The sequence below is a fragment of the Pseudomonas sp. SORT22 genome (assembly GCF_018417635.1).
Taxonomy (GTDB): domain Bacteria; phylum Pseudomonadota; class Gammaproteobacteria; order Pseudomonadales; family Pseudomonadaceae; genus Aquipseudomonas.
This window is the reverse complement of sequence record NZ_CP071007.1, coordinates 2554697-2575468: the sequence shown is the minus strand read 5'-3', so window position 1 is coordinate 2575468 and position 20772 is coordinate 2554697. Positions and strand designations below refer to the sequence as shown.

Sequence of the window (20772 nt, the reverse complement as noted above, 5' to 3'; positions counted from 1 at the left end):
CGCAGGGCCATAGTGCCCGAAACAAATTAGAACAAATAATTATTAATTAGTATTTATATATTCCAGTTAGAGATATGCACTTGACGCTGCTGCCACAGCAGCAGTCGCCCAGCAACCCGTGGCTGCCAGCCAGCATCGACGCGCCGCCAGGATTGCCCTTGAAGGCATTTCGGCCCCGCAAAACCGGGCCCTGCAGCGCCCTGGCACGCATTTCGCTCAGGCCTGGCAAACGCACCGTGCAAGGACCTCTCGATGAAACTGGAAAAAACCTTCGCCTTTGGCCTGAGCCTTTTGGCCCTGTCGCTCAGCGCCGTGGCCGCAGAAACCTTCGCGCCAAAGCCCGACCCGCTGCAAGGTGATGGCCGGGTCTCGGCGTTCTACAGCTGGAGCCAGGCGATCCCTGGCAAACCGGGCAAACTGCTGCGCAGCGAACCGCTGGAAAAGACCCTGAGCCTGCCTGGCGCCGCCTCGCAACTGCGCATTCTCTACAGCTCTACCGACGGCATCGACGGCAAGACCCCGGTGGCGGTCTCCGGCGCGCTGTTCATCCCCAAAGGCCAGGCGCCGGCAGGCGGCTGGCCAGTAGTGACCTGGGGCCATGGCACTGTGGGCGTGGCGGATGTCTGCGCGCCGTCCTGGGCCGGGCGCTCTTACCGCGACGTGCAGTACCTGACGCGCTGGCTCAACGAGGGCTACGCCATCGTCGCCACCGACTACCAGGGCCTGGGCGTGCCCGGCGGCCATCCGCTGCTGAACAACCGCATGGCCGCCTACGGCATCCTCGATGCCGCCCGCGCGGTGATCGCCGGGGTGCCGGGGTTGGCCAACAAGGTGCTGGTGGTCGGCCAGTCCCAGGGCGGCGCCGGCGCCTTCGCCTCGGCCGCCTATGCGCCCACCTATGCCCCGGACCTGGGCCTGAAGGGCAGCGTCGGCACCGGGGTGATCTACACCGTCGGCGCCAAGAACGTCGGCGAACAGGACCAGGACAAGGTCGACGCCTCGCTGGCCTACGGTTTCTACACCCTGCTGGCGGCGCAGCAGTACGACCCGAGCATCGACCCACGCGACTTCTACACCGACAAGGCCCTGCCGCTGTTCGAACAAGCGCGCAGCACTTGCCTGTCGTCGCTGGTGGCCGATGTGCTCGGCACCGGCCTGACCCCGGCCAACACCCGCAAGGCCAACAACGGCGAGCAGCTCAAGCCGTGGCTGGCGCAAGTCTCCTACCCGACCCTGAAACTCGCCCAGCCGATCTTCATCGGCACCGGCGCCGAAGACAAGACCCCGGCGGCTGCCACCCAGGTGGCGCTGATGCAGGACGCCTGCAAGACCGGCTCGATCGTCGAAGGCCACCTGTACAAGGGGCTGGGCCACAGCGAGACGGTCAACGCCTCGCTCAAGGACTCGCTGCCGTTTGCCCGCAAGGTGTTCAACGACCAGCCCATCACCCCCCTCTGCAACCCCACCGTGCAATAAGGACGCTGACCGTGAGCATTGAATTCTTCACCCGCCTGCCCTTGCACGGCGAAACCCAGTTCCTCCCCGGCGACCCGCGCAACCGCGGCGACTGGCATGCCGGCGGCGACAGCACCGGCGCCGTATCGAACTTTGCCGTGGGTGATCACTTCACCTACATCGACTACCTCGGGCAGATCGCCCGCGCCGCCGAAATCAACGGCTTCGGTGGCGCGCTGATGGTCAACGCGCCGTCCGGCGAAGAGCCCTGGACAGTGTGCTCGCTGTTGGCCCGCGAAACCCGCACGTTGAGCTACGTCACCGCCTTCCAGCCCTACCACTACACGCCCTGGATCGCGGTGCAGCAAGCGGCGACCTACCAGCGCGCCAGCGGCAACCGCCTGGTGTGGAACATCATCAATGGCGGCTCGGATAGCGTGCAGCGCCAGGTTGGCGACTTCAGCGACCACGATGAACGTTACGAGCGCGCCACCGAGTTCATGGACGTGGTCAAGGGTTACTGGCACTCGGAGAACTTCCACTACCAGGGGCGCTTCTACAAGGCCGAAGGTGGCGGCCTGCGCGGTCCGCAGAAAAAGGCCGAGTTGCCGCTGATCTGCACCGCCGGCTCGTCGATCGCCGCGCGGGAATTCGCCGCCCGCCACGCCGACTTCTACCTGATGCGCGCCGAGCACCCGGACGAGATCCGCACGCTGATAGCCGACATTCGCGAGCGCGCGCTCAAGCATGGCCGCAGCAATATCCGCTTCGGCCTGTCGATCGATGTGATTACCCGCGAGACCGAAGCCCAGGCACTGGCCGAGGCCAGGCGCTTCTTCGACGAAGGCGTGGCCAAAGGTGCGGTCAAGGCTGTGGCCGCCCATGCCGGGCTGCGCACCGCGCGCAAGCTCAGTTACGAAAACGAGTACGCGGCCAAGGACGAAACCCGGCCGTTCGACGACTTTTTCATCTACCCCAACGTCTGGGCCGGTTTTGGTTACATCGGCATTCCGCCGGGCCTGGCGCTGGTCGGCAGCTACGCCAACGTGGTGGCGCGGATTCGCGAGTACAACGCGCTGGGCATCGACCTGTTCTTCCTCGCTGGCTACCCGCACCTGGAAGAAGCCTACCGCCTGGGCGAGCACATCCTCCCGCACTTTCGCGGCGAACGGGCGCCGCTCAAGCGCATCGACACCCAGGCGCCAGCCCTGCGTGCAGCAGGAGCCTGAGGCCATGGACCTTTTCGATCAGCAGCGCCGACGCTTTCTCGGCTATAGCCTGGCGCTGGGCAGCGGCCTGCTGCTCAGCGGCTGCGGCCCTGACGCACCGGCCGCCAGCAGCCCGGCCAGCGACCAGCCGCGCCACGGCGGGCGCCTGCGCCTGGGCGTGCTGGCCGGCGGCCAGGTCGGCAACCTCGATGCCCACAAGCCGATCGGCAGCGGCATCGTCCGCGGCTTTGCCCTGTACAGCAAGCTGTGGGAATGGGACGAGCAGATGCAGCCGCGCCTGGCCCTGGCTGAAGAAGCCGAAGCCAGCGCCGACGCCAGCAGCTGGACCGTGCGCCTGCGTCAGGGCCTTGAGTTTCACAACGGCAAGAGCATCGATGCCGACGACCTGATCTTTTCCATTCGCCGCCTGACCGACCCGCAACTGGCGTCGCCTTACGCCGCGCTGCTGCACTGGGTCGATCGCGACAATCTGGAGAAACTCGACGCGCGCACCGTGCGCATCCGCTTCAAGGACGGGCGCAGCTACCTGCCGCTGGCCGAAACCTGGGTCAACTTCGGCGGCATCGTCCCGGTCGATTACCACCCGGTGACCAACCCGGTGGGTGCCGGGCCGTACAAGCTGAAAAGCTTTAGCCCCGGCCAGCGCTCGGTGTTCAGCCGCTTCGAGAACTACTACAAGGACGGCAAACCCTACGCCGACGAACTGGAGATCATCGACTTCAAAGACCAGGTCTCGCGCCTGGCGGCCTTGCGCGCCGGGCAGATCGACATGGCCAACGGCCTGCCCAGCGAGCAGCTGCAGATCATCGAACGCGACCCGCGCCTGCAACTGGTGACTTCGGTCAGCGGCAACTGGTTGTCGTTCGAGATGAACACCAGCAAACCGCCGTTCGACAACCCCAAGGTGCGCGAGGCGTTTCGCCTGCTCGCCGACCGCCCGGAGCTGGTGCGCCGTGCCTTGAACGGCCAGGGCCGGGTGGCCAACGACCTGTACGCACCTGATGACCCGACCTTCAACCACAGCCTCGGCCCGCGCCCCCATGACCCGCAACGGGCGGCGCAACTGCTGCGCGAAGCCGGCTACGAGCAGTTGCAAGTCGAGCTGGTGACCACCAGCGGCCCGGCCCTGGCCTCGGCGCTGGTGTTCGCCGAACAGGCCAAGGCCATCGGTGTGAACCTCAAGGTGCGCCAGGTCGACCAGGCCACCTTCGACGGCCCGCAGCACGACCAGTGGCAACTGAGCACTGGCGGCACCATCGGCGCACCGTTTCTGGCCAGCGCCATGCACATCGACGCGCCCTTCGCCGTGGCCAACAAGACCCACTTCAACGACCCGCAGTTCAGCGAACTGTTCCTCCAGGCCATGGCCCAGCCGGACCTGGCCAAGCGCAGCGCGCTGGTGCACCAGGCCCAGCAGATTCAGTATGAGCGCGGCGGCTTGCTGATCTGGGGCTATGTGAATCTGCTCGATGCGTTTTCGCGCCAGGTCGGCGGCGCCGCAGCCGAGCAGACACTGTTCAGCACCTGGCGTTTCGACAACCTCTGGCTGCGCGGCCAGGCCTAGCGCAATCCAGCCTGACGCTGACGGTACTCCCCCGGCGTCAGCTGCGCATAGCGCAAAAAGAACCGGCTGAAGTACGCCGGGTCTTTGAAGCCCAGGCGGTAGCAAATCTCGTTGGCCGAGCTGCCGGTGTACAGCAGCAGGCGCCGTGCTTCCTGCATCAGGCGTTCGAGAATCAGGCGCTTGGACGGCAGGTCGGCGATGCGCCGGCACACTTCGTTGAGCCGCGCTTCGGTGACGCCGATGCCCTGGGCATAGCGCGCCAGCGGCCAGTGCTCAAGGTAGTGGGCCTCGATCAGTTCATTGAAACGATGAAACACCTGCAAGTCTTCATGACGGGTTTGCCGCGCCGGCAGCGAGCGCGCGCACAGGCGCAGCAGGCTGGTCATGATCAGCCGCGTCAGGCTTTCCAGCGCCGCCCCGCGCCCGGCGGCGCTGGCGTTGATTTCACTGTGCAGCTCATCGAACAGCAGCGCCAGGCGCCGCGCCTCGGCGGCGTAGCTTGGTTCCAGGCCGCTCAAGGCCACACAGGCCGGCGCCACCTGCGGCCCCGGCGCCAACCCGGGATCGGCTTCAAGTAGCTGCCAGACCAGTTGCTGGCGCACGGTCAGCACATGGCCGTCGGCATCGGGTTCGGTTACGAAGGAATGCGGGATGGTCGGTGGCGTAAGGAAAAACATCGGCCCCGATTCGACGTACTGCTGATCGTCCAGGTACACCCGCACCGTGCCGCTTTTGACGTAATGCACCTGGAAAAACCGGTCATGGCGGTGCACCGGCATATTGCGGCCGAAAAACCCGGCGAGGTTGCCGAGCTTGTCGTAATGCACCTCGGCATCGCTGTAGCGCTGATCGTAGACCTGGCCGATGTTGATGTTGGGGATTGGTTGTTGCTCGCGCATGGCCCTGCTCACGCTTGTTGTTATGCGGCCAGCTTACTCCTGCTGCAAGCCGCTTGCATTTCGTTAACATCTTAATTATAACGTTAACACATTAACAATTATTCGAGCAGGGACCCTGCCCCTGCCCCAGCCAGGAGAACCCCATGAGCCGTGCCTTGCACGATGCTGCCAGCGGTACCTTGTTCGGCGTTGCGCTGAACTACCAGGGCCTGCTTGACCAGCGTCTCGCCGAATTCGAACAGCCGCCCTATCAAAAGCCACCGGTCAAGCCGGTGCTGTTCATCAAGACCCCCAACACCCGCAATGGCCATGGCCAGCCGGTGGTCTACCCACAAGGCATCGAGCACCTGCAACCGGGCCCGGCCCTGGGTGTGGTGATCGGCAAGCGTGCCACCCGGGTCAGCGTCGACGAGGCCCTCAGCCATGTCGCCGGCTACACCATCGTCAACGAATTCAGCCTGCCCGAAGACAGCTACTACCGCCCGGCGGTCAAGGCCAAGTGCCGCGACGGTTTCTGCGCCCTGGGCCCTGAACTGGTGCCGGCCGCGCAGGTCGCCGACCCGCAGCAACTGAGCATCAAGCTGTTCGTCAACGGCGCCCTGCGCCAGCACAACAGCACCGCCAACATGGTTCGCAGCGTCGCCCAGCTGATCGCCGAGATCAGCGAATTCATGACCCTGCACGAAGGCGATGTGCTGATTACCGGCACCCCCGAAGGCCGCGTCGATGTGCTGCCCGGGGACCAGGTTGAAGTCGAGATCAGCGGCCTCGGGCGCCTGACCAACAGCATCGTTGCCGCGCAGGAGAAGCGCTGATGAAACACGCACGTATCCGTTACCAGGGCGAAGTCCACGCCGTCACCGTCGAGGCCGACAACGCCGTGCGCCTGGCCGATGGCCGCTTGCTCGCCGAGCAGCAGGTCGAGTGGCTGCCACCGGCCACCGGCAATATGTTCGCCCTGGGCCTGAACTACGCCGACCACGCCGCCGAGCTTGCCTTCACACCGCCCACCGAACCGCTGGCGTTCGTCAAATCGGTAGGCACCTACACCGGCCACAACCAGGTCAGCTGGCGCCCGGACAACGTCGCCTACATGCACTATGAGTGCGAACTGGTGGCAGTGATCGGCAAGCCTGCGCGCAACGTCAAGCGCGAGGATGCGCTGGAGTACCTGGCCGGCTACACGGTGTGCAACGACTACGCGATTCGCGATTACCTGGAGAACTACTACCGGCCCAACCTGCGGGTGAAGAACCGCGACGCCACCACCCCGGTCGGGCCGTGGATCGTCGATGTCGCCGATGTGCCGGATGCTTCCAACCTGACCTTGCGCACCTGGATCAACGGTGAGCTCAAGCAGCAAGGCAGCACCAAGGACATGATTTTCGACATCCCCTACCTGATCGAATACCTGTCCAGCTTCATGACCCTGCAGCCGGGCGACATGATCGCCACCGGCACCCCCGAAGGCCTGGCCGACGTGGTGCCGGGCGATGAAGTGGTGGTCGAAGTCGAAGGCGTCGGGCGCCTGGTCAACCGTATTGTCAGCGAAGCCGAGTTCTTCGCCCTCAACCGCCAAGAGGCATGAGCAGCATGATCAAACACTGGATCAACGGCCGTGAGGTCGAAAGCAAAGACGTGTTCGTCAACTACAACCCGGCCACCGGCGAGGCCATTGGCGAAGTCGCCAGCGGCGGCGCAGAAGAAGTGGCCCAGGCGGTAGCGGCAGCGAAAGAGGCGTTCCCGAAATGGGCCAACACCCCGGCCAAGGAGCGCGCGCGGCTGATGCGCAAGCTCGGCGAGCTGATCGAGCAGAACGTGCCGCACCTGGCTGAGCTTGAAACCCTCGACACCGGTTTGCCGATCCACCAGACCAAAAACGTGCTGATCCCGCGGGCCTCGCATAACTTCGACTTTTTCGCCGAAGTCTGCACACGCATGGACGGCCATACCTACCCGGTCGACGACCAGATGCTCAACTACACCCTGTACCAGCCGGTGGGCGTGTGCGGGCTGGTGTCGCCGTGGAACGTGCCATTCATGACCGCCACCTGGAAGACCGCGCCGTGCCTGGCCCTGGGCAACACCGCAGTGCTGAAGATGAGCGAACTGTCGCCGCTGACCGCCAACGAACTGGGGCGCCTGGCGGTGGAAGCCGGCATCCCCAACGGCGTGCTCAACGTCATCCAGGGCTACGGCGCCACCGCTGGCGACGCCCTGGTGCGCCACCCGGACGTGCGTGCCATCTCCTTCACCGGCGGCACCGCCACCGGCAAGAAGATCATGCAGACCGCGGGCCTGAAAAAGTACTCCATGGAGCTGGGCGGCAAGTCGCCGGTGCTGATTTTTGAAGACGCCGACCTTGAGCGCGCCCTGGATGCGGCGCTGTTCACCATCTTCTCGCTCAATGGCGAGCGCTGCACCGCCGGCAGCCGTATCTTCATCCAGCAGAGCGTCTACCCGCAGTTCGTCGCCGAGTTTGCCGCGCGGGCCAAGCGCCTGATCGTCGGCGACCCGCAAGACCCGCAAACCCAGGTAGGCTCGATGATCACTCAGGCCCACTATGACAAGGTCAGCGGTTACATCAAGATCGGCATCGAAGAAGGCGCGACCCTGCTCGCTGGCGGCCTTGAGCGCCCGGCCAACCTGCCGGCGCACCTGGCCCGCGGGCAGTTCATTCAGCCGACGGTGTTTGCCGACGTGAACAACAACATGCGCATCGCCCAGGAAGAAATCTTCGGCCCGGTGGTGTGTTTGATCCCCTTCAAGGACGAAGCCGAGGCGCTGCGACTGGCCAACGACACCGAGTATGGCCTGGCCTCGTACATCTGGACGCAGGACATCGGCAAGGCGCATCGTCTGGCCCGCGGCATCGAGGCCGGCATGGTGTTCATCAACAGCCAGAACGTGCGCGACCTGCGCCAGCCGTTCGGCGGGGTCAAGGGTTCGGGCACCGGCCGTGAGGGCGGGCAGTACAGCTTCGAGGTGTTTGCCGAGATCAAGAACGTATGTATCTCGATGGGCAGTCACCATATTCCGCGCTGGGGCGTCTGACAGCATCGCGGGGCAAGCCCGCTCCCACAGGTTTTGAGACTGCCTTGTGGGAGCGGCCTTGACCGGCGATGAGGCGCAACCGATCGCACACAAGAACAACAATTTCCAGGAGTTCCATCATGGGCGAAGTCGTCCTGGCAGCCAAAGTCTGCCACGTACCCTCGATGTACCTGTCCGAACTGCCCGGCAAGCACCATGGCTGCCGCGAGGCGGCGATCGCCGGGCACAAGGAAATCGGCCGCCGCGCCCGCGAACTGGGCGCCGACACCGCCGTGGTGTTCGACGTCCACTGGCTGGTCAACAGCGGCTACCACATCAACTGTGGCGAACACTTCAAGGGCACCTACACCAGCAACGAGCTGCCGCACTTCATCAAGAACATGGACTTCGAGTACCCCGGCTGCCCGCAACTGGGCGAGCTGATCGGCCTTGAAGCCAACGCCGCCGACGTGCGCACCCTGGCCCACAACATCCCAAGCCTTGAGCTTGAATACGGCACCCTGGTGCCGATGCGCTACATGCACATGGACGTGCCCGACGCGCACAAGCTCAAGGTCGTGTCGATTGCCGCCTGGTGCGCCTGGCACCGCCTGGAAGACAGCTTCGCCTTCGGCGCCGCGGTGCGCCGGGCCATCGAAAAGAGCGACCGCAAAGTGCTGGTGCTGGCCTCCGGTTCGCTGTCGCACCGTTTTTCCGATGACCGCAACGCCGAAGCCAACATCCACAACTGGACCCGCGAATTCGACAAGCAGATGGACCTGCGCGTGGTCGAGCTGTGGAAGCAGGGCCGCTTCAAGGAGTTCTGCGCGATGCTCCCGGACTACGCCAACCACTGCTACGGCGAAGGCGGCATGCACGACACGGCGATGCTCCTGGGCCTGCTTGGCGGTGCCGGCTACAACAAGCCGGTCGAGGTCCTGACCGAGCCGTTCGGCAGCTCCGGCACCGGGCAAATCAACGCCATCTTCCCGCTGTAGCGCGAAGGCAGCAGCCACAAGCTTCAAGCCACAAGCTGCAAGCGAAGAGCACGCGTTCTTGCCGCTTGTAGCTTGCCGCTTGCCGCCGTTCAAACGGAGATCTTCATGCCACACTTCATCGCCGAGTACACCGACAACATCGAGCAACAGGCCGACCTGCCCGGCCTGTTCGCCAAGGTCCACGCCAGCCTGGGCGCCAGCGGCGTGTTCCCCCTGGGCGGCATCCGCAGCCGTGGCGTGCGCCTGGACAGCTGGCGCATGGCCGATGGCAAGCACGACTACGCCTTCGTCCACATGACCCTCAAGGTCGGCCACGGCCGCGATCTGCAAACCCGCACCGAGGTCGCCGAGGCGCTGTTCGCGGTGATCACCGCGCACTTTGCCGAGCTGCAAAGCCAACGCCTGCTGGCGCTGTCGTTCGAGATGATCGAGCTGCACCCGCAGCTGAATTTCAAACAGAACAACGTTCACGCCTTTTTGCAAAACCAGGCGGGCTGAATCACAGCCACCCGCCCTCCCCAACGGCCCTCTGACAAAAAGTACAAGATCATGAGCACAGCCAATACTGCCCAACACGCTGCCCTTGCCCAACATGACTCGACCCACAGCAAGATCACCTGGCGGCTGATGCCGCTGCTGCTGATTTGCTACCTGTTCGCTCACCTGGACCGCATCAACATTGGTTTTGCCAAGATGCAGATGAGCAGCGACCTGCACTTCAGCGACACGGTCTACGGCTTTGGTGCCGGGCTGTTCTTCATTGCTTACGCGCTGTTCGGCGTACCCAGCAACATTGCCCTGGACCGCGTCGGCCCACGGCGCTGGATCGCCACCCTGATGGTGGTCTGGGGCACGCTGTCGACCAGCATGCTCTGGGTCGAATCGGCCTCGGGCTTCTATGTCCTGCGCTTTTTGCTCGGCGTCGCTGAAGCCGGCTTCTTCCCCGGCATCCTGGTTTACCTCAACCGCTGGTACCCGGCCCGCCGTCGTGGGCAGATCACCGCGCTGTTCGCCATCGCCGTGCCCATGGCCGGGGTGGTCGGCGGGCCGCTGTCGGGCGGCATCCTCGAGCTGTTCCACGACGCCGCCGGCCTGCGTGGCTGGCAGTGGATGTTCCTGATCGAAGGCGCGCCGGTGGTGTTGCTCGGCCTGGTGGTGCTCAAGTGCCTGCCCGATAGCTTCGAGAGTGTCAGCTGGCTGAACGGCACTGAAAAGCAGCAACTGCGCGAGCAACTGAACCAGGAAGAGCAGCGCAAATCCATCACCTCGTTTGCCGGCATCCTGCGTGACAGCCAGGTCTGGCTGCTGGTGGCGGTGTACTTTGCGGTGATGCTGGCGGTCAACACCCTGGCGTTCTGGATGCCGACCCTGATCCACGGCGCCGGCATCGGCAGCGATGGCCGCGTCGGGCTTTTGAGCGCCGTGCCGTACCTGGCCGGGTGCTTCTTCATGATCGCCTGTGGCCGTTCCTCCGACCGTCAGCGTGAACGCCGCTGGCACCTGTGCGTGCCGCTGCTGATGTCGGCCACCGGCATCGCCGTGGCCGGCCTGGCACCCGGCAACCCGGTGATGGTGCTGGGCGGCCTGATCATCGCCGGCATGGGCGCCAGCGCTGCCTTGCCGATGTTCTGGCAACTGCCGCCGGCATTCCTGTCGAACACCACCCAGGCCGCCGGTATCGCCCTGATCAGCTCGTTCGGCAGCATCGCCTCGTTCCTCGCCCCGTACCTGATCGGCTGGATGCGCGACACCACCCAGAGCGCCAGCCTGGCCCTGTACGTACTGGCGCTGTTCATCACCCTCGGCGGCTTGCTGGTGCTGCGCACCAAGGCTGCCATCGTCAACCCTCAGTAAGAGATTTCGCCATGCTTGACCACAGCCAGATCCTGCACGCCGCCGCCCAGCTCGAGCGCGCCGAACGCAGCCGCGAACAGGTGCGGCAGTTCTCCCTGGAGCACCCGGGCATCAGCATCGAGGACGCCTACGCCATCCAGCGCGCCTGGGTCGCACAAAAAATCGAGGGCGGGCGCAAGCTGGTCGGCCACAAGATCGGCCTGACCTCACGGGCCATGCAGGTGTCGTCGAACATCACCGAACCGGACTACGGCGCGCTGCTCGATGACATGTTCTTCGACGAAGGCAGCGACATTCCCTTCGAGCGCTTTATCGTGCCGCGGGTCGAGGTGGAGCTGGCGTTTGTCCTCGGCAAGCCGCTCAAGGGCCCGAACGTGACCCTGTTCGACGTGCTCGATGCCACCGAGTGGGTGATCCCGGCGCTGGAGATCATCGATGCGCGCATCCAGCAGATCGACCCGCAGACCCAGGCCACCCGCAAGGTCTTCGACACCATCTCCGACAACGCCGCCAACGCCGGCGTGGTCATGGGCGGGCGCGCGGTGCGTCCGGGCGATATCGACCTGCGCAAGGTGCCGGCGGTGCTCTACCGCAACGGCGTGATCGAAGAGTCCGGGGTTTCGGCGGCGGTGCTCAACCACCCGGCCAAGGGCGTCGCCTGGCTGGCCAACAAGCTGGCGCCGTACGACGTCACCCTTGAAGCCGGGCAGATCATTCTCGGCGGCTCCTTCACCCGCCCGGTGGCGGCCAACCCCGGCGATACCTTCCATGTCGACTACGACATGCTCGGTTCGATTGCCTGCCGTTTCGTTTGAGGAATTGCCCATGGACATGCCCGTCAACCGCTTCAAACAACGCCTGCAACGCGGCGAGGCGCAAATCGGCCTGTGGCTTGGCCTGGCCGAGCCGTACTGTGCCGAGCTTGCCGCCAACGCCGGTTTCGACTGGCTGCTGATCGACGGCGAACACGCGCCCAACGACCTGCGCGGCATGCTCGGCCAGTTGCAGGCCATCGCCCCCTACCCGGCCCAGGCGATCATCCGCCCGGTGATCGGCGACACCGCGCTGATCAAGCAGGTGCTGGATATCGGCGCACAAACCCTGCTGGTGCCGATGGTCGAAAGCGCCGGGCAGGCCCGCGAACTGGTGCGCGCCATGCACTACCCGCCCAAGGGCATGCGCGGTGTCGGCAGCGCCCTGGCGCGGGCCTCGCGCTGGAACAGCATCCCCGGCTACCTCGACCAGGCCGATGAGCAGATGTGCCTGCTGGTGCAGATCGAAAGCCTTGAAGGGCTGCGCAACCTTGAGGCGATTGCAGCGGTCGAGGGCGTTGACGGGGTGTTCATCGGCCCGGCGGACTTGAGTGCCTCCATGGGCTATCGCGGCAACCCCGGGCACCCCGAGGTGCAGGCGGCGATTGAACAGGCGATCGTGCAGATTCAGAAGGCCGGCAAGGCGGCGGGGATTCTCAGTGCCGATGAAGCCTTGGCACGGCGCTACCTGGAGCTGGGCGCAGGCTTCGTCGCGGTGGGGGTCGATACCACGGTGTTGATGAAGGGCTTGCAGGGGTTGGCGGGTAAGTTCAAGGGGGATGTGGTAGTGGGCTCGTCTGGGCCTTCTGTGTATTGACTGTACTGGCCTCATCGCGGGTCAAGCCCGCTCCTGCACATCCCGTAGGAGCGGGCTTGCCCCGCGATGCGGTCACCGCCCCACCTGCTTCAACTCCTCCAGCAAGCCCAGCAACGCCTGCAGCTTCTGCTCGCCGAACTGCTCCTGAATGCGCCGGTAATTGCTCTCCATGCATTGGCTCATCGAGGCAAAAATCTCCTCGCCCTTTTGCGCCAGGTTGACCAGCACCCGGCGCTGGTCCTGTTCGGCCTTGCGCCGGCTGACCAGGCCGGCCGCCTCCATGCGTACCAGCACCCCGGTCATGCTCGGCTTGAGGATGCAGGCCAGTTCCGCCAGGCGGTAGATCTCCATTTCGCCCTGTTGGCGCAGGATACGGATCACCCGCCACTGCTGCTCGGTGAGCCCGTGCTGGTTGAGCGAGGGGCGAAAAAAACGCATGGCCGCTTCGCGGGCTTGCAACAAGGTCAGGGTCAACGACGGGCGCGGCTGGGGCATGGGATGGCTAATCATCAGGCTATTTTGTTAACACTTTAACAAAATCAACGCCTTGCCACAGCCCTGGCACCGGCAGTCAAGCTCGGCGGCACGCAGGGTCAAGACGCAGGCGCCGGGCAAGGCCTTAATAGAGCCCATCAGTACTTCACTTTTCAGGCTGCGCCATGATCAACATCGAAACGCCGACCTACTACACCGCCACCAAAAAATACAACCTGAGCTTCCCGACCCTGGAACAGGACGTGGACGCCGACGTGGTCATCATCGGCGGCGGCTTTTCCGGGATCAACACGGCCCTGGAGCTGGCGGAAAAAGGCATCACCAACATCGTCGTACTCGAAGCCCGCTACCTGGGCTTTGGTGGCACCGGGCGCAATGGCGGGCAGATCATGGCCGGCATCGGCCATGACCTGGAGAAGATCAAACAGCACGTCGGCGACGATGGCCTGCGGCAGATCTTCGAGATCAGCGACCTGGGCGCCGACATCATCAAGAGCCGCATTGCCAAGTACGCCATCGACGCCGACTTCTGTCACGGCTATGGCTACATGGGCTTCAACGCCCGCCAGGAAAAAACCCTGCGCGCCTGGGAAAAGGACTTCAAGTCGGTCAACTCCCAGCATGAGATCCGATTTCTCGGTGGCAGCGAGGTCAAGCAGATCATCGGCTCCGACGCCTACAGCAGCGCCTTGCTGCACATGGGCGGTGGCCATGTGCACTCGCTGAACCTGTTGCTCGGTGAAGCCAAGGCGCTCAGCGAACACGGCGTGCGCATCTTCGAGAACAGCCCGGCGCTGCAGGTGCAGTACGGCGAGCGCATCCGCGTGCGCACCGGGCGCGGTTCGGTGACCGCCAGCAAGCTGCTGTGGGCTTGCGACAGTTTCCTCAACAAGCTGGAGCCGGAGCTGCACCGCTCGACCATCAACACCTACGCCTTCCAGATGATGACCGAGCCATTGCCGGACGAGCTGATCCAGCGCATCAGCCCGATTCGCGGGGCCTACAGCGACATCCGCCCGGTGATCGATTACTACCGGGTGACCAACGAGAACCGCCTGCTGTTTGGTGCCGCCACGCCGCTAGTCGAACACATCCCGGGCGATCTCAAGGCCTGGAACCGCAACCTGATGCTGAAGATTTTCCCCTACCTCAAGGACGTGAAAATCGACCTGGCCTGGGGCGGGCCGATGGCCTGCAGCCCCAACCTGTTCCCGCAGATCGGCACCCTGCCCGGTCGGCGCAACGCTTTCTACGTGCAAGGTTATTCCGGTTTTGGCGTCACCCCCAGCCACATCATCTGCAAGGTCCTGGCCGAAGGCATGAGCGAAGGCTCGGCGCGCTATGACCTGATCAGCTCGGTGCCACGCCCGACCATCCCGGCCAAGGATCAACTGCGCTCGGTGCTGCTGACCGCCGGCAAATCCTGGCACCAGCTGTCCGGCTACTGGAATGGCCGGCGCTAAGCCCCAACTCTTTCAACCCTCAAGGAACACTGACATGACCCTGACTGCCGTCACCCCGAACCTCCAGCTCAGCCAACTCGACGCCTGGGGCACCGTTGCCGACCTGGGCTCGCAGATACTCGAAGGCGAAGTACGCGCCTTCGGCAAAATGACCTTCGGCGCACCGACCGACCCGGTCAGCAGCGCCTACTTTGGCACCACCACCGGCAAGTTCCGCATGGTCTACCCGTTCAACGAACAGGCCGTGGTAGTCACCGGCCAGGTGCGCTTGACCGACGAAGCCACGGGTGTGAGCCGCACCTACAACGTGGGTGACAGCTGGTTCGTGACCAAGGGCACGCCGGTGCTCTGGGAGATTCTCAGCGAGAGCTTTGTGAAGCATTACTTTGCGGTGGTCTGACTGAAAGCATCGCGGGGCAAGTCGGGTCGCCGCACCGCCGCTCACACAGAGCCACTCTGTAGGAGCGGCGGTGCGGCGACCCGACTTGACCCGCGATGAGGCCCTAGAGCCTGGCCAACGACATCCCGAACATCCACCAAAGCGCCGCCAACCGCCGCTCGAACGCCTCCGCCCCCGCATAGATCAACTCGACATTCAAACTGTCGACGATCCCCAGGTAGGCATCGCCATACAAGCGCTGCTGCCCCTCCTCCAGCCCCGGCGCGAACGTGCGCAACGCCTGGGCAAACAACTCGCCCAGCCTCGCCAGGTAGGCCTCGAAGCCGGCACAGATCACCGGCCGCAGTTCACTGGGCGGGAAGAACGCCGTGCGCAGCATGAAGCGCAAATGCGCCGAGGCCTGGTAGCGCGCGTTCAAGCGCTCGGCAAAACGTTGCCCCGGCAGCTCGCCGGTCGGCACCTGCTCGGCAAAGCACGCCTCCAGGTACTCGTGCTCGGCGTGCAGGGCCCGGGCATAGACCACCTGGAACAGGTCGTCCTTGCCGGCAAAATGCGCATACAACGACGGCTTGCGCATGCCCGCCGCCGCGGCGATATCGTTGAGCGACGAGGCGTCATAACCCAGCTCGGCAAACTGCTCGACGGCAATCGCGCAGATCTTTTCCGCCGACGGCGTCAGGCTTCTCATAGCGGTGTCTCCCCCAACAAATACGGATCAATGCCCAGCCAGGCTGTGCACCTGCGGCTCGGCATGGCGGGTGCTGATGTGCACCAGCAGCGCCACGCACAGCGCCGAAAGGCCGAGCAACAACGCCCAGTGCGCCGCGCCCAAAGGCGCCATGATGCCCGACAATGGCGTGGCGAACGACGAAATGATCAACTGGAAGGCACCGAGCAACGCAGCAGTCGAGCCCAGCGCGGTGCTCTGCGAAGACATCACCAGCGACATCAGCGTGGCCTCGGCAATGCCCAGGCCGAACATGGCAACCGCCATGCCGGCAACGATACCCACCAGCCCCGCCGCACTCAGCGCCCCGAGCAGCACCAGCACGGCGCCGACCAGCATGCACGCCGCGCCCCAGCGGGCCAGGCGCACCAGGCCCTTGCGCGCCACCAGGCGGCCCGCGGTGATGGCGCCGAGCAGAATGGCCACGCCGGTGGCGCCGAACAGGGTGCCGAACGCCTCGACCGACAGCCCGAAGTGATGCTGGTAAACGAAAGCGGCCCCGCCGATGTAGGCAAACAGAAAGAAGAACACCGCCGACAAGGCCAGGGCCGGGCGCAGGAACTGGCGGTCACGGGCGATCCGTACGTAAGTGCGCAAGAACTCCCGAGGCTGCCAGGCCATGCGCTTGTCCTCGGGCAAGGTTTCCTTGAGCATCAGCGCCGAGTTGATCAGCACCAGCACGCCCAATGCCGCCAGCACCAGCATGATCGCCCGCCAGCCAAAGTGCGCACCGACAAAGCCGCCCAATGCCGGGGCGATCACCGGCGCCAGGCCTTCGATGGTCATCAGCAAGGCGAAGATCTGCGCCGCCCGCGCGCCTTCGGCAACGTCGCGGACCATGCTCATGATCACCACCAGGGTCAGGGCGCTACCCAGGCCCTGGATGAAACGCGCCAGCAGCAGGCTGTTGAGGTCGGGCGCGGCAGCGGCGGCCAGCGAGCTCAAGACGAATACCAGCAAACCGGCAAGCAACGGCCGGCGCCGACCGAGGGTGTCGACCAACGGCCCGAACAACAACTGCCCGGCGCCCATGGCCAGGAGGAACACGGTCAGGGTCAGTTGCACCCCGGCATAAGAGGTGGCGAACTCGCTGGCGATGCTTGGCATGCTGGCCAGGTACATGTCGACCGCCGAGGGCCCGAGGGCGCCGATCAGGGCCAGGGAAATGGCGAAGCCGACCCGGGCGGTCGGCGTGGAGGCTGCACTGTGCATAGGCTTGATTCCAGATAAAAACGGGACCTGGCTGGCGCTTGGCGCTCTACCTACCTATCGGTAGGTAGCCAGGTCGGACGAGCCTATACAGACCGCATCCTGCGGTCAAGCCAGCAACGATCAAACGCTGATCAGGCCAGGCTGCTGGCGCGGTAGTCCTTGGGCGACTGCTCGAACTGCTTCTTGAACGAGCGGCTGAAGTGCGCCGAGTCGGTGAAGCCCCATTTGTAGGCAATGGTGGTGATCGACTCGCGCTTGAGCACCGGGTTGGCGAGGTCGGCGGCGCTGCGTTTGAGGCGCGCGCGCTGGATGTAGCGGCAGACGCTGTCGCCCTGCTCTTCGAACAGGCGGTAGAGGTGGCGCACGGAAATGTTCAGGCGGTTGGCGAGGTTGACCGGGGTCAGGTTGGCCTGACCGAGGGAGTCATCGATGACTTTTTGCACATAACTGCGCAGGTTGGCGCCCTGTATTGAGGCCGGCAACGCGCAGAGGTCGTCGCTGCCTTCAAGGGCCGAACCGAGCAGCGACAGGAAGGCGCAGTGCAGCGCCTGACCTTCGCTCTGCTCGTCTTCGCCGGCGCTTTGCTCTTTGCACAGCTGGTCCATCAGCAGGTGCAGCATGCGCCCGCAGGCGCGGGTCTGGGAGATCTTGCCGAAGGTGCGGCTGTCGCTGCCCAACTGCTTGCACACCTCGGCCCGCGACAACGACAGCGAAGCGTGCTCGATCAGGCCGAAGGGCATGATTTCGCAGGCACCGGCGGCGTCCATCAGGAGCATTTCGCCGGGCGCCAGCTGGATGCTGACGCCGTTCTGGGTGATCTGCGAGAAGCCGGTGCGCTGGCTGACCAGAAAGCAATGCTGGTCGTTGTCGCGGTCGCTGTTCAGGCCCTTGCGGCGGATCAGCCCGGCGTTGGTACGCAGGTTGGCCAGGGCCAGGCCGCCGCGCGACCAGGTGGAAATCTCGCCGATGAACAGCGAGGGGTTGAACGCCAGTTCCGTCTCGTACACCCCGCAGATGTTCTGCATCGTTGCGTTCCAGCGTTCCAGCGCAGGGCTGCTGGCGTGATGGATACTCATGGGTACCTCCACAATGGCATCTTGTTTTTGTTGGGCAATAGTTAACATGTTATCTATGTGCGCGCAACTTGCGTGAAGCAGCCAGAGTGGAAGCAGGTTTGATGCCAGATGGCCGGCTCAGAGCCCGGCCAACAGCCCCGGCACGCCTTGCAGGGTGGCCAGCAGGTGCTGGCGTTGTTCGGGGCTCAGGCGAATGTAGCGACGAAAGGCCGGCAGGCGGTTGACCACCTCGCTGGCGCCGATGTGTTCGAGGGTCAGGGTCCATTGGCCGTCGCTTCTGTGCAGGCGCAGGCGCTTGAAGTCCAGGGGCATCAGTGCCTGCAGCAACGCGCTATCGGCCAGCAGGCGCCGTTGCAGTTCGGCCTGCAACGCCGGCTCGCCCTGACGCAGCTGAACCCGCAGGCCGCTGCGGCGCAATGACCCGCTGTGGTGCAGTTCAAGGTGGGCGCTGCCCTGCCCTGTGGCAGGCAGGCTCAGGCTGAATTCGCTCAGCACCAGGTGCATGAGCAACTGCGCTTCGCAGCGCTCGCGCACCTGCACCGCCTGCCCGGCCCAGTTGAAGCGACCAAGGCCCGGGCCGAGCACCTCGAAGCTGTCCAGGCCGAGGTTGCGTTGCAGCTTTTCAAGGGTCAGCCCCGGCCGATAGCCGGCCGGCGCCCGATCAGACAGCCTTTGCCACAGTTGGCGCAGGGCAATAGCCATGTGCAGTCCCCGGTTGATGAGCGAATTCGCGCGCCAGCACCTCTTCCACCGAAGCCGGCTTGAACGGGTTGACCTTCTGCACCAGTAGCGTCCAGAACAGCGCATACACCGCGGTGCCGGCCAGCATCAACCCAAAGGGCACGTAGATGTCGGCCGGGTCCATGCCCGGCGGGGTGATGAACCACATGCCCAGGACAATACCGACGCTCGAGAGGATTTGCGGCAGCGGGAACCATGGCGAGCGATAGGCCCGTGGCAGGTCCGGGCGACGGATGCGCAGGATCACCACCGACAGGGTCACCAGCAGGTACGCGGTGCTCCAGGCGCACACCGCCGCCAGCACCAGGTGCATGATGCGGTCGGTGTTGCCGCCCAGCCACAGGGCGTGCAGGCATGGAATCAAGGCGGCGACGAGGATGCACAGCAGCGGCGTTTTAAAGCGCGGGTGCAGGTAGGTGAAGACCTTGGGCAAGGCGCCGTCCACGGCCATGCCGTAGAGGATCCGCGGCACCCCGGCCATTAGCGTGTTGATGGTCGCCGCACCGGCGAACAGAAAGCCGATGCCCAGCCACAGCGGGCCGATATCGCCCATCACCTGTTCGGCAAAGCGCGGGATGGCCATGGGCGTGTCGAGCAAGTGCACGCCGCTGGCGGCATCGAGCAGCACGTTGTCGACCTGGCGCTTCATCGCCGCGCCATAGATGAACATGCACGTCGCCACCCCCAGCAGACCCAGGGCCATGGCCCGCGGCATGCTTTTCGCCGACTGGCGCAAATCCGGCGCCAGCGGCGTAACGAACTCACAGCCGACGAACATGAACATGGCCATGCCCACCAGCGAGAGGATGGTCACCAGGTCCGTGCCGACCAGCGACACGCCGAACCAGCCCTCCAGCTCCACCGCCGGCGCGGCCATCAAGCCGAGCACGCCGAAGACCATCAGCGTGGTCCACATGCCGAAGGTGAGGATGATCTCGGCCTTGCCGAAGGCGCTGACGCCAAAAGCATTGAGGATGGCGAAGATGATCACGAAGCCGACACCCAGCAGCCACGAACCACCGGCCGATTCGGCCAGAGTGTTGAGGTGCTCGAAGTTCACCAGGGCCATGACCCCGGCCAGCATGGTCTCGGCGGTGCCGGCAAAGACGTGGACGATCAGGTAGGCCGAGAGCGTGCCGGTGATGGCGAAAAAGCGCCCCATGCCGCAGTTGATGTAGTCGTACACCGCGCCGGTGGTCGGCAGGATCGACGCCGCCTCGGCAAAGGTGGTCGCCTGCGCCAGCATCATCACCACCGCGATCAGCATGGCCACGGCGAAGGCACTGCCGCCGATACCGAAGCCCATGGTCGCGGTGAGGATCACCGGGCTTGCCATGATCAGGCCGATGGTACTGGCAAGGGCGGTGGGAAAGCCGACCGTGCCGCGATTCAGGTGCGCACTGAGCGTGTCGTTGAGCGACATGGCAAAAGACCTCGAGCAGAAGGATGACAGTGGTCCTACTCTGCGCGCGCTGGCAATGGCCGTCTTGCCCGTGGCTGCCGTGAAGGTTGTAGCTGGCTGCCAGGCTCAGCCCCGGGCCGGCAGGCGCACGCAGTCGTGCGGGCCGAGCAGGCGGCCGTCGGCGGCGCGCAACTGCAGGGCCTTGACCGGTTTGCCGTGTTCGCGGTCGACCAGTTGCGAATGGGCCTCGCCCTCGGCGAAGTAGAACGCCTCGCCCCATTGGCGCAAGCCGACGATCAACGGGAACAGTCCCAGGCCTTTCTCGGTGAGCACGTATTCCTGGTAGGCGCTGCCCTCGGACACCGGCACCAGCTCGAAGATCTGGTGCTCGACCAGTTGCCGCAGGCGGGTGCTGAGGATGTTCTTGGCCATGCCCAGGTTGCGCTGGAACTCACTGAAGCGCTTCAGGCCATCGAAGGCGTCACGCACGATCAGCAGCGACCACCAGTCACCAATGGCATCGAGGGAACGCGCCACCGGGCATTCGGCGTCTTGCAGGCGGGTACGTTGGACCATGGGAAATCTCGCCAGTGAA

General features: G+C 64.7%; 21 protein-coding genes. 13 read left to right on the top strand and 8 right to left on the bottom strand.

The genetic code is table 11. From position 1 onward, the window contains the following. The first annotated feature begins 252 nt into the window (after positions 1–252). The 3 genes from JYG36_RS12040 to JYG36_RS12030 are packed head-to-tail and all read left to right on the top strand — an operon-like array spanning position 253 to position 4248. Positions 253–1476: a lipase family protein gene (locus tag JYG36_RS12040; protein ID WP_213604087.1), complete on the top strand. Its 1224-nt coding sequence runs from the start codon at positions 253–255 to the stop codon at positions 1474–1476. Between the two features lie 11 nt (positions 1477–1487). Then, positions 1488–2684: an LLM class flavin-dependent oxidoreductase gene (locus JYG36_RS12035; RefSeq protein ID WP_213604086.1), complete on the top strand. Its 1197-nt coding sequence runs from the start codon at positions 1488–1490 to the stop codon at positions 2682–2684. 4 nt (positions 2685–2688) lie between these two features. Continuing rightward, positions 2689–4248 carry an ABC transporter substrate-binding protein gene (locus tag JYG36_RS12030; RefSeq protein WP_213604085.1) on the top strand — a complete coding sequence of 520 codons (1560 nt, stop codon included), beginning with the start codon at positions 2689–2691 and terminating at the stop codon, positions 4246–4248. On the opposite strand, the gene hpaA is transcribed toward JYG36_RS12030, so the two are convergent. Beyond that, entirely contained in the window at positions 4245–5147 is a 903-nt protein-coding gene (hpaA, locus tag JYG36_RS12025; RefSeq protein ID WP_045194037.1) for a 4-hydroxyphenylacetate catabolism regulatory protein HpaA, read from the bottom strand. The two genes, JYG36_RS12030 and hpaA, sit on opposite strands and share 4 nt — an antisense overlap. Before the next feature lie 143 nt (positions 5148–5290). Here hpaA and JYG36_RS12020 point away from each other — a divergent pair, with 143 nt between their 5' ends. The 8 genes from JYG36_RS12020 (at position 5291) to hpaI (ending at position 12661) form a co-directional block, all read left to right on the top strand. After that, the gene (locus JYG36_RS12020) at positions 5291–5962 is read left to right on the top strand and encodes a fumarylacetoacetate hydrolase family protein (RefSeq protein ID WP_045194038.1); all 672 of its coding nucleotides are present in this window, start codon (positions 5291–5293) and stop codon (positions 5960–5962) included. Continuing rightward, complete coding sequence (locus JYG36_RS12015) at positions 5962–6735, top strand: fumarylacetoacetate hydrolase family protein (RefSeq protein ID WP_045194039.1); 774 nt, start codon at positions 5962–5964, stop codon at positions 6733–6735. The genes JYG36_RS12020 and JYG36_RS12015 overlap by 1 nt, the downstream gene beginning before the upstream one ends. Positions 6736–6740: 5 nt before the next feature. Further along, on the top strand, positions 6741–8201 hold the full coding sequence (gene hpaE / locus JYG36_RS12010; protein WP_213604083.1) for a 5-carboxymethyl-2-hydroxymuconate semialdehyde dehydrogenase: 1461 nt from the start codon (positions 6741–6743) through the stop codon (positions 8199–8201). Between the two features lie 119 nt (positions 8202–8320). Beyond that, the gene (gene hpaD, locus JYG36_RS12005; protein ID WP_213604081.1) at positions 8321–9178 is read left to right on the top strand and encodes a 3,4-dihydroxyphenylacetate 2,3-dioxygenase; all 858 of its coding nucleotides are present in this window, start codon (positions 8321–8323) and stop codon (positions 9176–9178) included. A gap of 105 nt (positions 9179–9283) precedes the next feature. Then, on the top strand, positions 9284–9676 hold the full coding sequence (locus tag JYG36_RS12000; RefSeq protein ID WP_123566361.1) for a tautomerase family protein: 393 nt from the start codon (positions 9284–9286) through the stop codon (positions 9674–9676). Positions 9677–9727: 51 nt separating this feature from the next. Continuing rightward, entirely contained in the window at positions 9728–11032 is a 1305-nt protein-coding gene (locus JYG36_RS11995; RefSeq protein WP_213604079.1) for an MFS transporter, read from the top strand. Positions 11033–11043: 11 nt separating this feature from the next. Further along, the gene (gene hpaH / locus JYG36_RS11990) at positions 11044–11847 is read left to right on the top strand and encodes a 2-oxo-hept-4-ene-1,7-dioate hydratase (protein ID WP_093381696.1); all 804 of its coding nucleotides are present in this window, start codon (positions 11044–11046) and stop codon (positions 11845–11847) included. Between the two features lie 10 nt (positions 11848–11857). Beyond that, a complete protein-coding gene (hpaI, locus tag JYG36_RS11985) occupies positions 11858–12661 on the top strand; it encodes a 4-hydroxy-2-oxoheptanedioate aldolase (RefSeq protein ID WP_093381693.1) in 804 nt (267 codons plus the stop codon). 72 nt (positions 12662–12733) lie between these two features. Here the strand turns inward: hpaI and hpaR are convergent, their stop codons facing one another. After that, positions 12734–13156 carry a homoprotocatechuate degradation operon regulator HpaR gene (gene hpaR, locus JYG36_RS11980; protein WP_093381688.1) on the bottom strand — a complete coding sequence of 141 codons (423 nt, stop codon included), beginning with the start codon at positions 13154–13156 and terminating at the stop codon, positions 12734–12736. A 164-nt stretch (positions 13157–13320) separates the two neighbouring features. Between hpaR and JYG36_RS11975 the strand changes: the two genes are divergently transcribed. Both JYG36_RS11975 and JYG36_RS11970 read left to right on the top strand, forming a co-directional pair. After that, the gene (locus JYG36_RS11975; RefSeq protein WP_213604077.1) at positions 13321–14619 is read left to right on the top strand and encodes an NAD(P)/FAD-dependent oxidoreductase; all 1299 of its coding nucleotides are present in this window, start codon (positions 13321–13323) and stop codon (positions 14617–14619) included. A 34-nt stretch (positions 14620–14653) separates the two neighbouring features. Continuing rightward, on the top strand, positions 14654–15019 hold the full coding sequence (locus JYG36_RS11970; protein ID WP_093381683.1) for a cupin domain-containing protein: 366 nt from the start codon (positions 14654–14656) through the stop codon (positions 15017–15019). 103 nt (positions 15020–15122) lie between these two features. On the opposite strand, the gene JYG36_RS11965 is transcribed toward JYG36_RS11970, so the two are convergent. From JYG36_RS11965 to JYG36_RS11940, 6 genes are all read right to left on the bottom strand, one after another. After that, positions 15123–15707 carry a TetR/AcrR family transcriptional regulator gene (locus JYG36_RS11965; protein WP_213604075.1) on the bottom strand — a complete coding sequence of 195 codons (585 nt, stop codon included), beginning with the start codon at positions 15705–15707 and terminating at the stop codon, positions 15123–15125. A gap of 27 nt (positions 15708–15734) precedes the next feature. Continuing rightward, positions 15735–16958 (bottom strand): multidrug effflux MFS transporter, encoded by a 1224-nt coding sequence (locus tag JYG36_RS11960; RefSeq protein ID WP_213604073.1) that lies wholly within the window; start codon positions 16956–16958, stop codon positions 15735–15737. 131 nt (positions 16959–17089) lie between these two features. Beyond that, entirely contained in the window at positions 17090–18034 is a 945-nt protein-coding gene (gene feaR, locus JYG36_RS11955; protein WP_213604071.1) for a transcriptional regulator FeaR, read from the bottom strand. A gap of 117 nt (positions 18035–18151) precedes the next feature. Then, positions 18152–18736, bottom strand: a complete 585-nt coding sequence (locus tag JYG36_RS11950; protein ID WP_093381672.1) for a DUF3156 family protein — start codon at positions 18734–18736, stop codon at positions 18152–18154. Then, positions 18696–20198, bottom strand: coding sequence for an APC family permease (locus JYG36_RS11945; protein ID WP_045194052.1), 1503 nt, complete (start codon positions 20196–20198; stop codon positions 18696–18698). Before JYG36_RS11945 ends, JYG36_RS11950 begins: the two co-directional genes overlap by 41 nt. Positions 20199–20303: 105 nt before the next feature. Further along, complete coding sequence (locus JYG36_RS11940) at positions 20304–20753, bottom strand: winged helix-turn-helix transcriptional regulator (RefSeq protein ID WP_213604068.1); 450 nt, start codon at positions 20751–20753, stop codon at positions 20304–20306. Positions 20754–20772 lie beyond the last annotated feature (19 nt).

What these genes read in the sequence shown, in the direction of transcription:
- JYG36_RS12020 (WP_045194038.1), top strand. Translation starts at nt 5,291, where the DNA reads ATGAGCCGTGCCTTGCACGATGCTGCCAGCGGTACCTTGTTCGGCGTT.
- JYG36_RS12030 (WP_213604085.1), top strand. Translation starts at nt 2,689, where the DNA reads ATGGACCTTTTCGATCAGCAGCGCCGACGCTTTCTCGGCTATAGCCTG.
- JYG36_RS12040 (WP_213604087.1), top strand. Translation starts at nt 253, where the DNA reads ATGAAACTGGAAAAAACCTTCGCCTTTGGCCTGAGCCTTTTGGCCCTG.
- JYG36_RS11950 (WP_093381672.1), bottom strand. Translation starts at nt 18,736, where the DNA reads ATGGCTATTGCCCTGCGCCAACTGTGGCAAAGGCTGTCTGATCGGGCG.
- JYG36_RS11970 (WP_093381683.1), top strand. Translation starts at nt 14,654, where the DNA reads ATGACCCTGACTGCCGTCACCCCGAACCTCCAGCTCAGCCAACTCGAC.
- hpaH (WP_093381696.1), top strand. Translation starts at nt 11,044, where the DNA reads ATGCTTGACCACAGCCAGATCCTGCACGCCGCCGCCCAGCTCGAGCGC.
- JYG36_RS11975 (WP_213604077.1), top strand. Translation starts at nt 13,321, where the DNA reads ATGATCAACATCGAAACGCCGACCTACTACACCGCCACCAAAAAATAC.
- JYG36_RS12015 (WP_045194039.1), top strand. Translation starts at nt 5,962, where the DNA reads ATGAAACACGCACGTATCCGTTACCAGGGCGAAGTCCACGCCGTCACC.
- hpaE (WP_213604083.1), top strand. Translation starts at nt 6,741, where the DNA reads ATGATCAAACACTGGATCAACGGCCGTGAGGTCGAAAGCAAAGACGTG.
- feaR (WP_213604071.1), bottom strand. Translation starts at nt 18,034, where the DNA reads ATGAGTATCCATCACGCCAGCAGCCCTGCGCTGGAACGCTGGAACGCA.
- JYG36_RS11945 (WP_045194052.1), bottom strand. Translation starts at nt 20,198, where the DNA reads ATGTCGCTCAACGACACGCTCAGTGCGCACCTGAATCGCGGCACGGTC.
- hpaD (WP_213604081.1), top strand. Translation starts at nt 8,321, where the DNA reads ATGGGCGAAGTCGTCCTGGCAGCCAAAGTCTGCCACGTACCCTCGATG.
- JYG36_RS11960 (WP_213604073.1), bottom strand. Translation starts at nt 16,958, where the DNA reads ATGCACAGTGCAGCCTCCACGCCGACCGCCCGGGTCGGCTTCGCCATT.
- JYG36_RS11965 (WP_213604075.1), bottom strand. Translation starts at nt 15,707, where the DNA reads ATGAGAAGCCTGACGCCGTCGGCGGAAAAGATCTGCGCGATTGCCGTC.
- JYG36_RS11995 (WP_213604079.1), top strand. Translation starts at nt 9,728, where the DNA reads ATGAGCACAGCCAATACTGCCCAACACGCTGCCCTTGCCCAACATGAC.
- JYG36_RS12000 (WP_123566361.1), top strand. Translation starts at nt 9,284, where the DNA reads ATGCCACACTTCATCGCCGAGTACACCGACAACATCGAGCAACAGGCC.
- hpaI (WP_093381693.1), top strand. Translation starts at nt 11,858, where the DNA reads ATGGACATGCCCGTCAACCGCTTCAAACAACGCCTGCAACGCGGCGAG.
- hpaA (WP_045194037.1), bottom strand. Translation starts at nt 5,147, where the DNA reads ATGCGCGAGCAACAACCAATCCCCAACATCAACATCGGCCAGGTCTAC.
- JYG36_RS11940 (WP_213604068.1), bottom strand. Translation starts at nt 20,753, where the DNA reads ATGGTCCAACGTACCCGCCTGCAAGACGCCGAATGCCCGGTGGCGCGT.
- hpaR (WP_093381688.1), bottom strand. Translation starts at nt 13,156, where the DNA reads ATGCCCCAGCCGCGCCCGTCGTTGACCCTGACCTTGTTGCAAGCCCGC.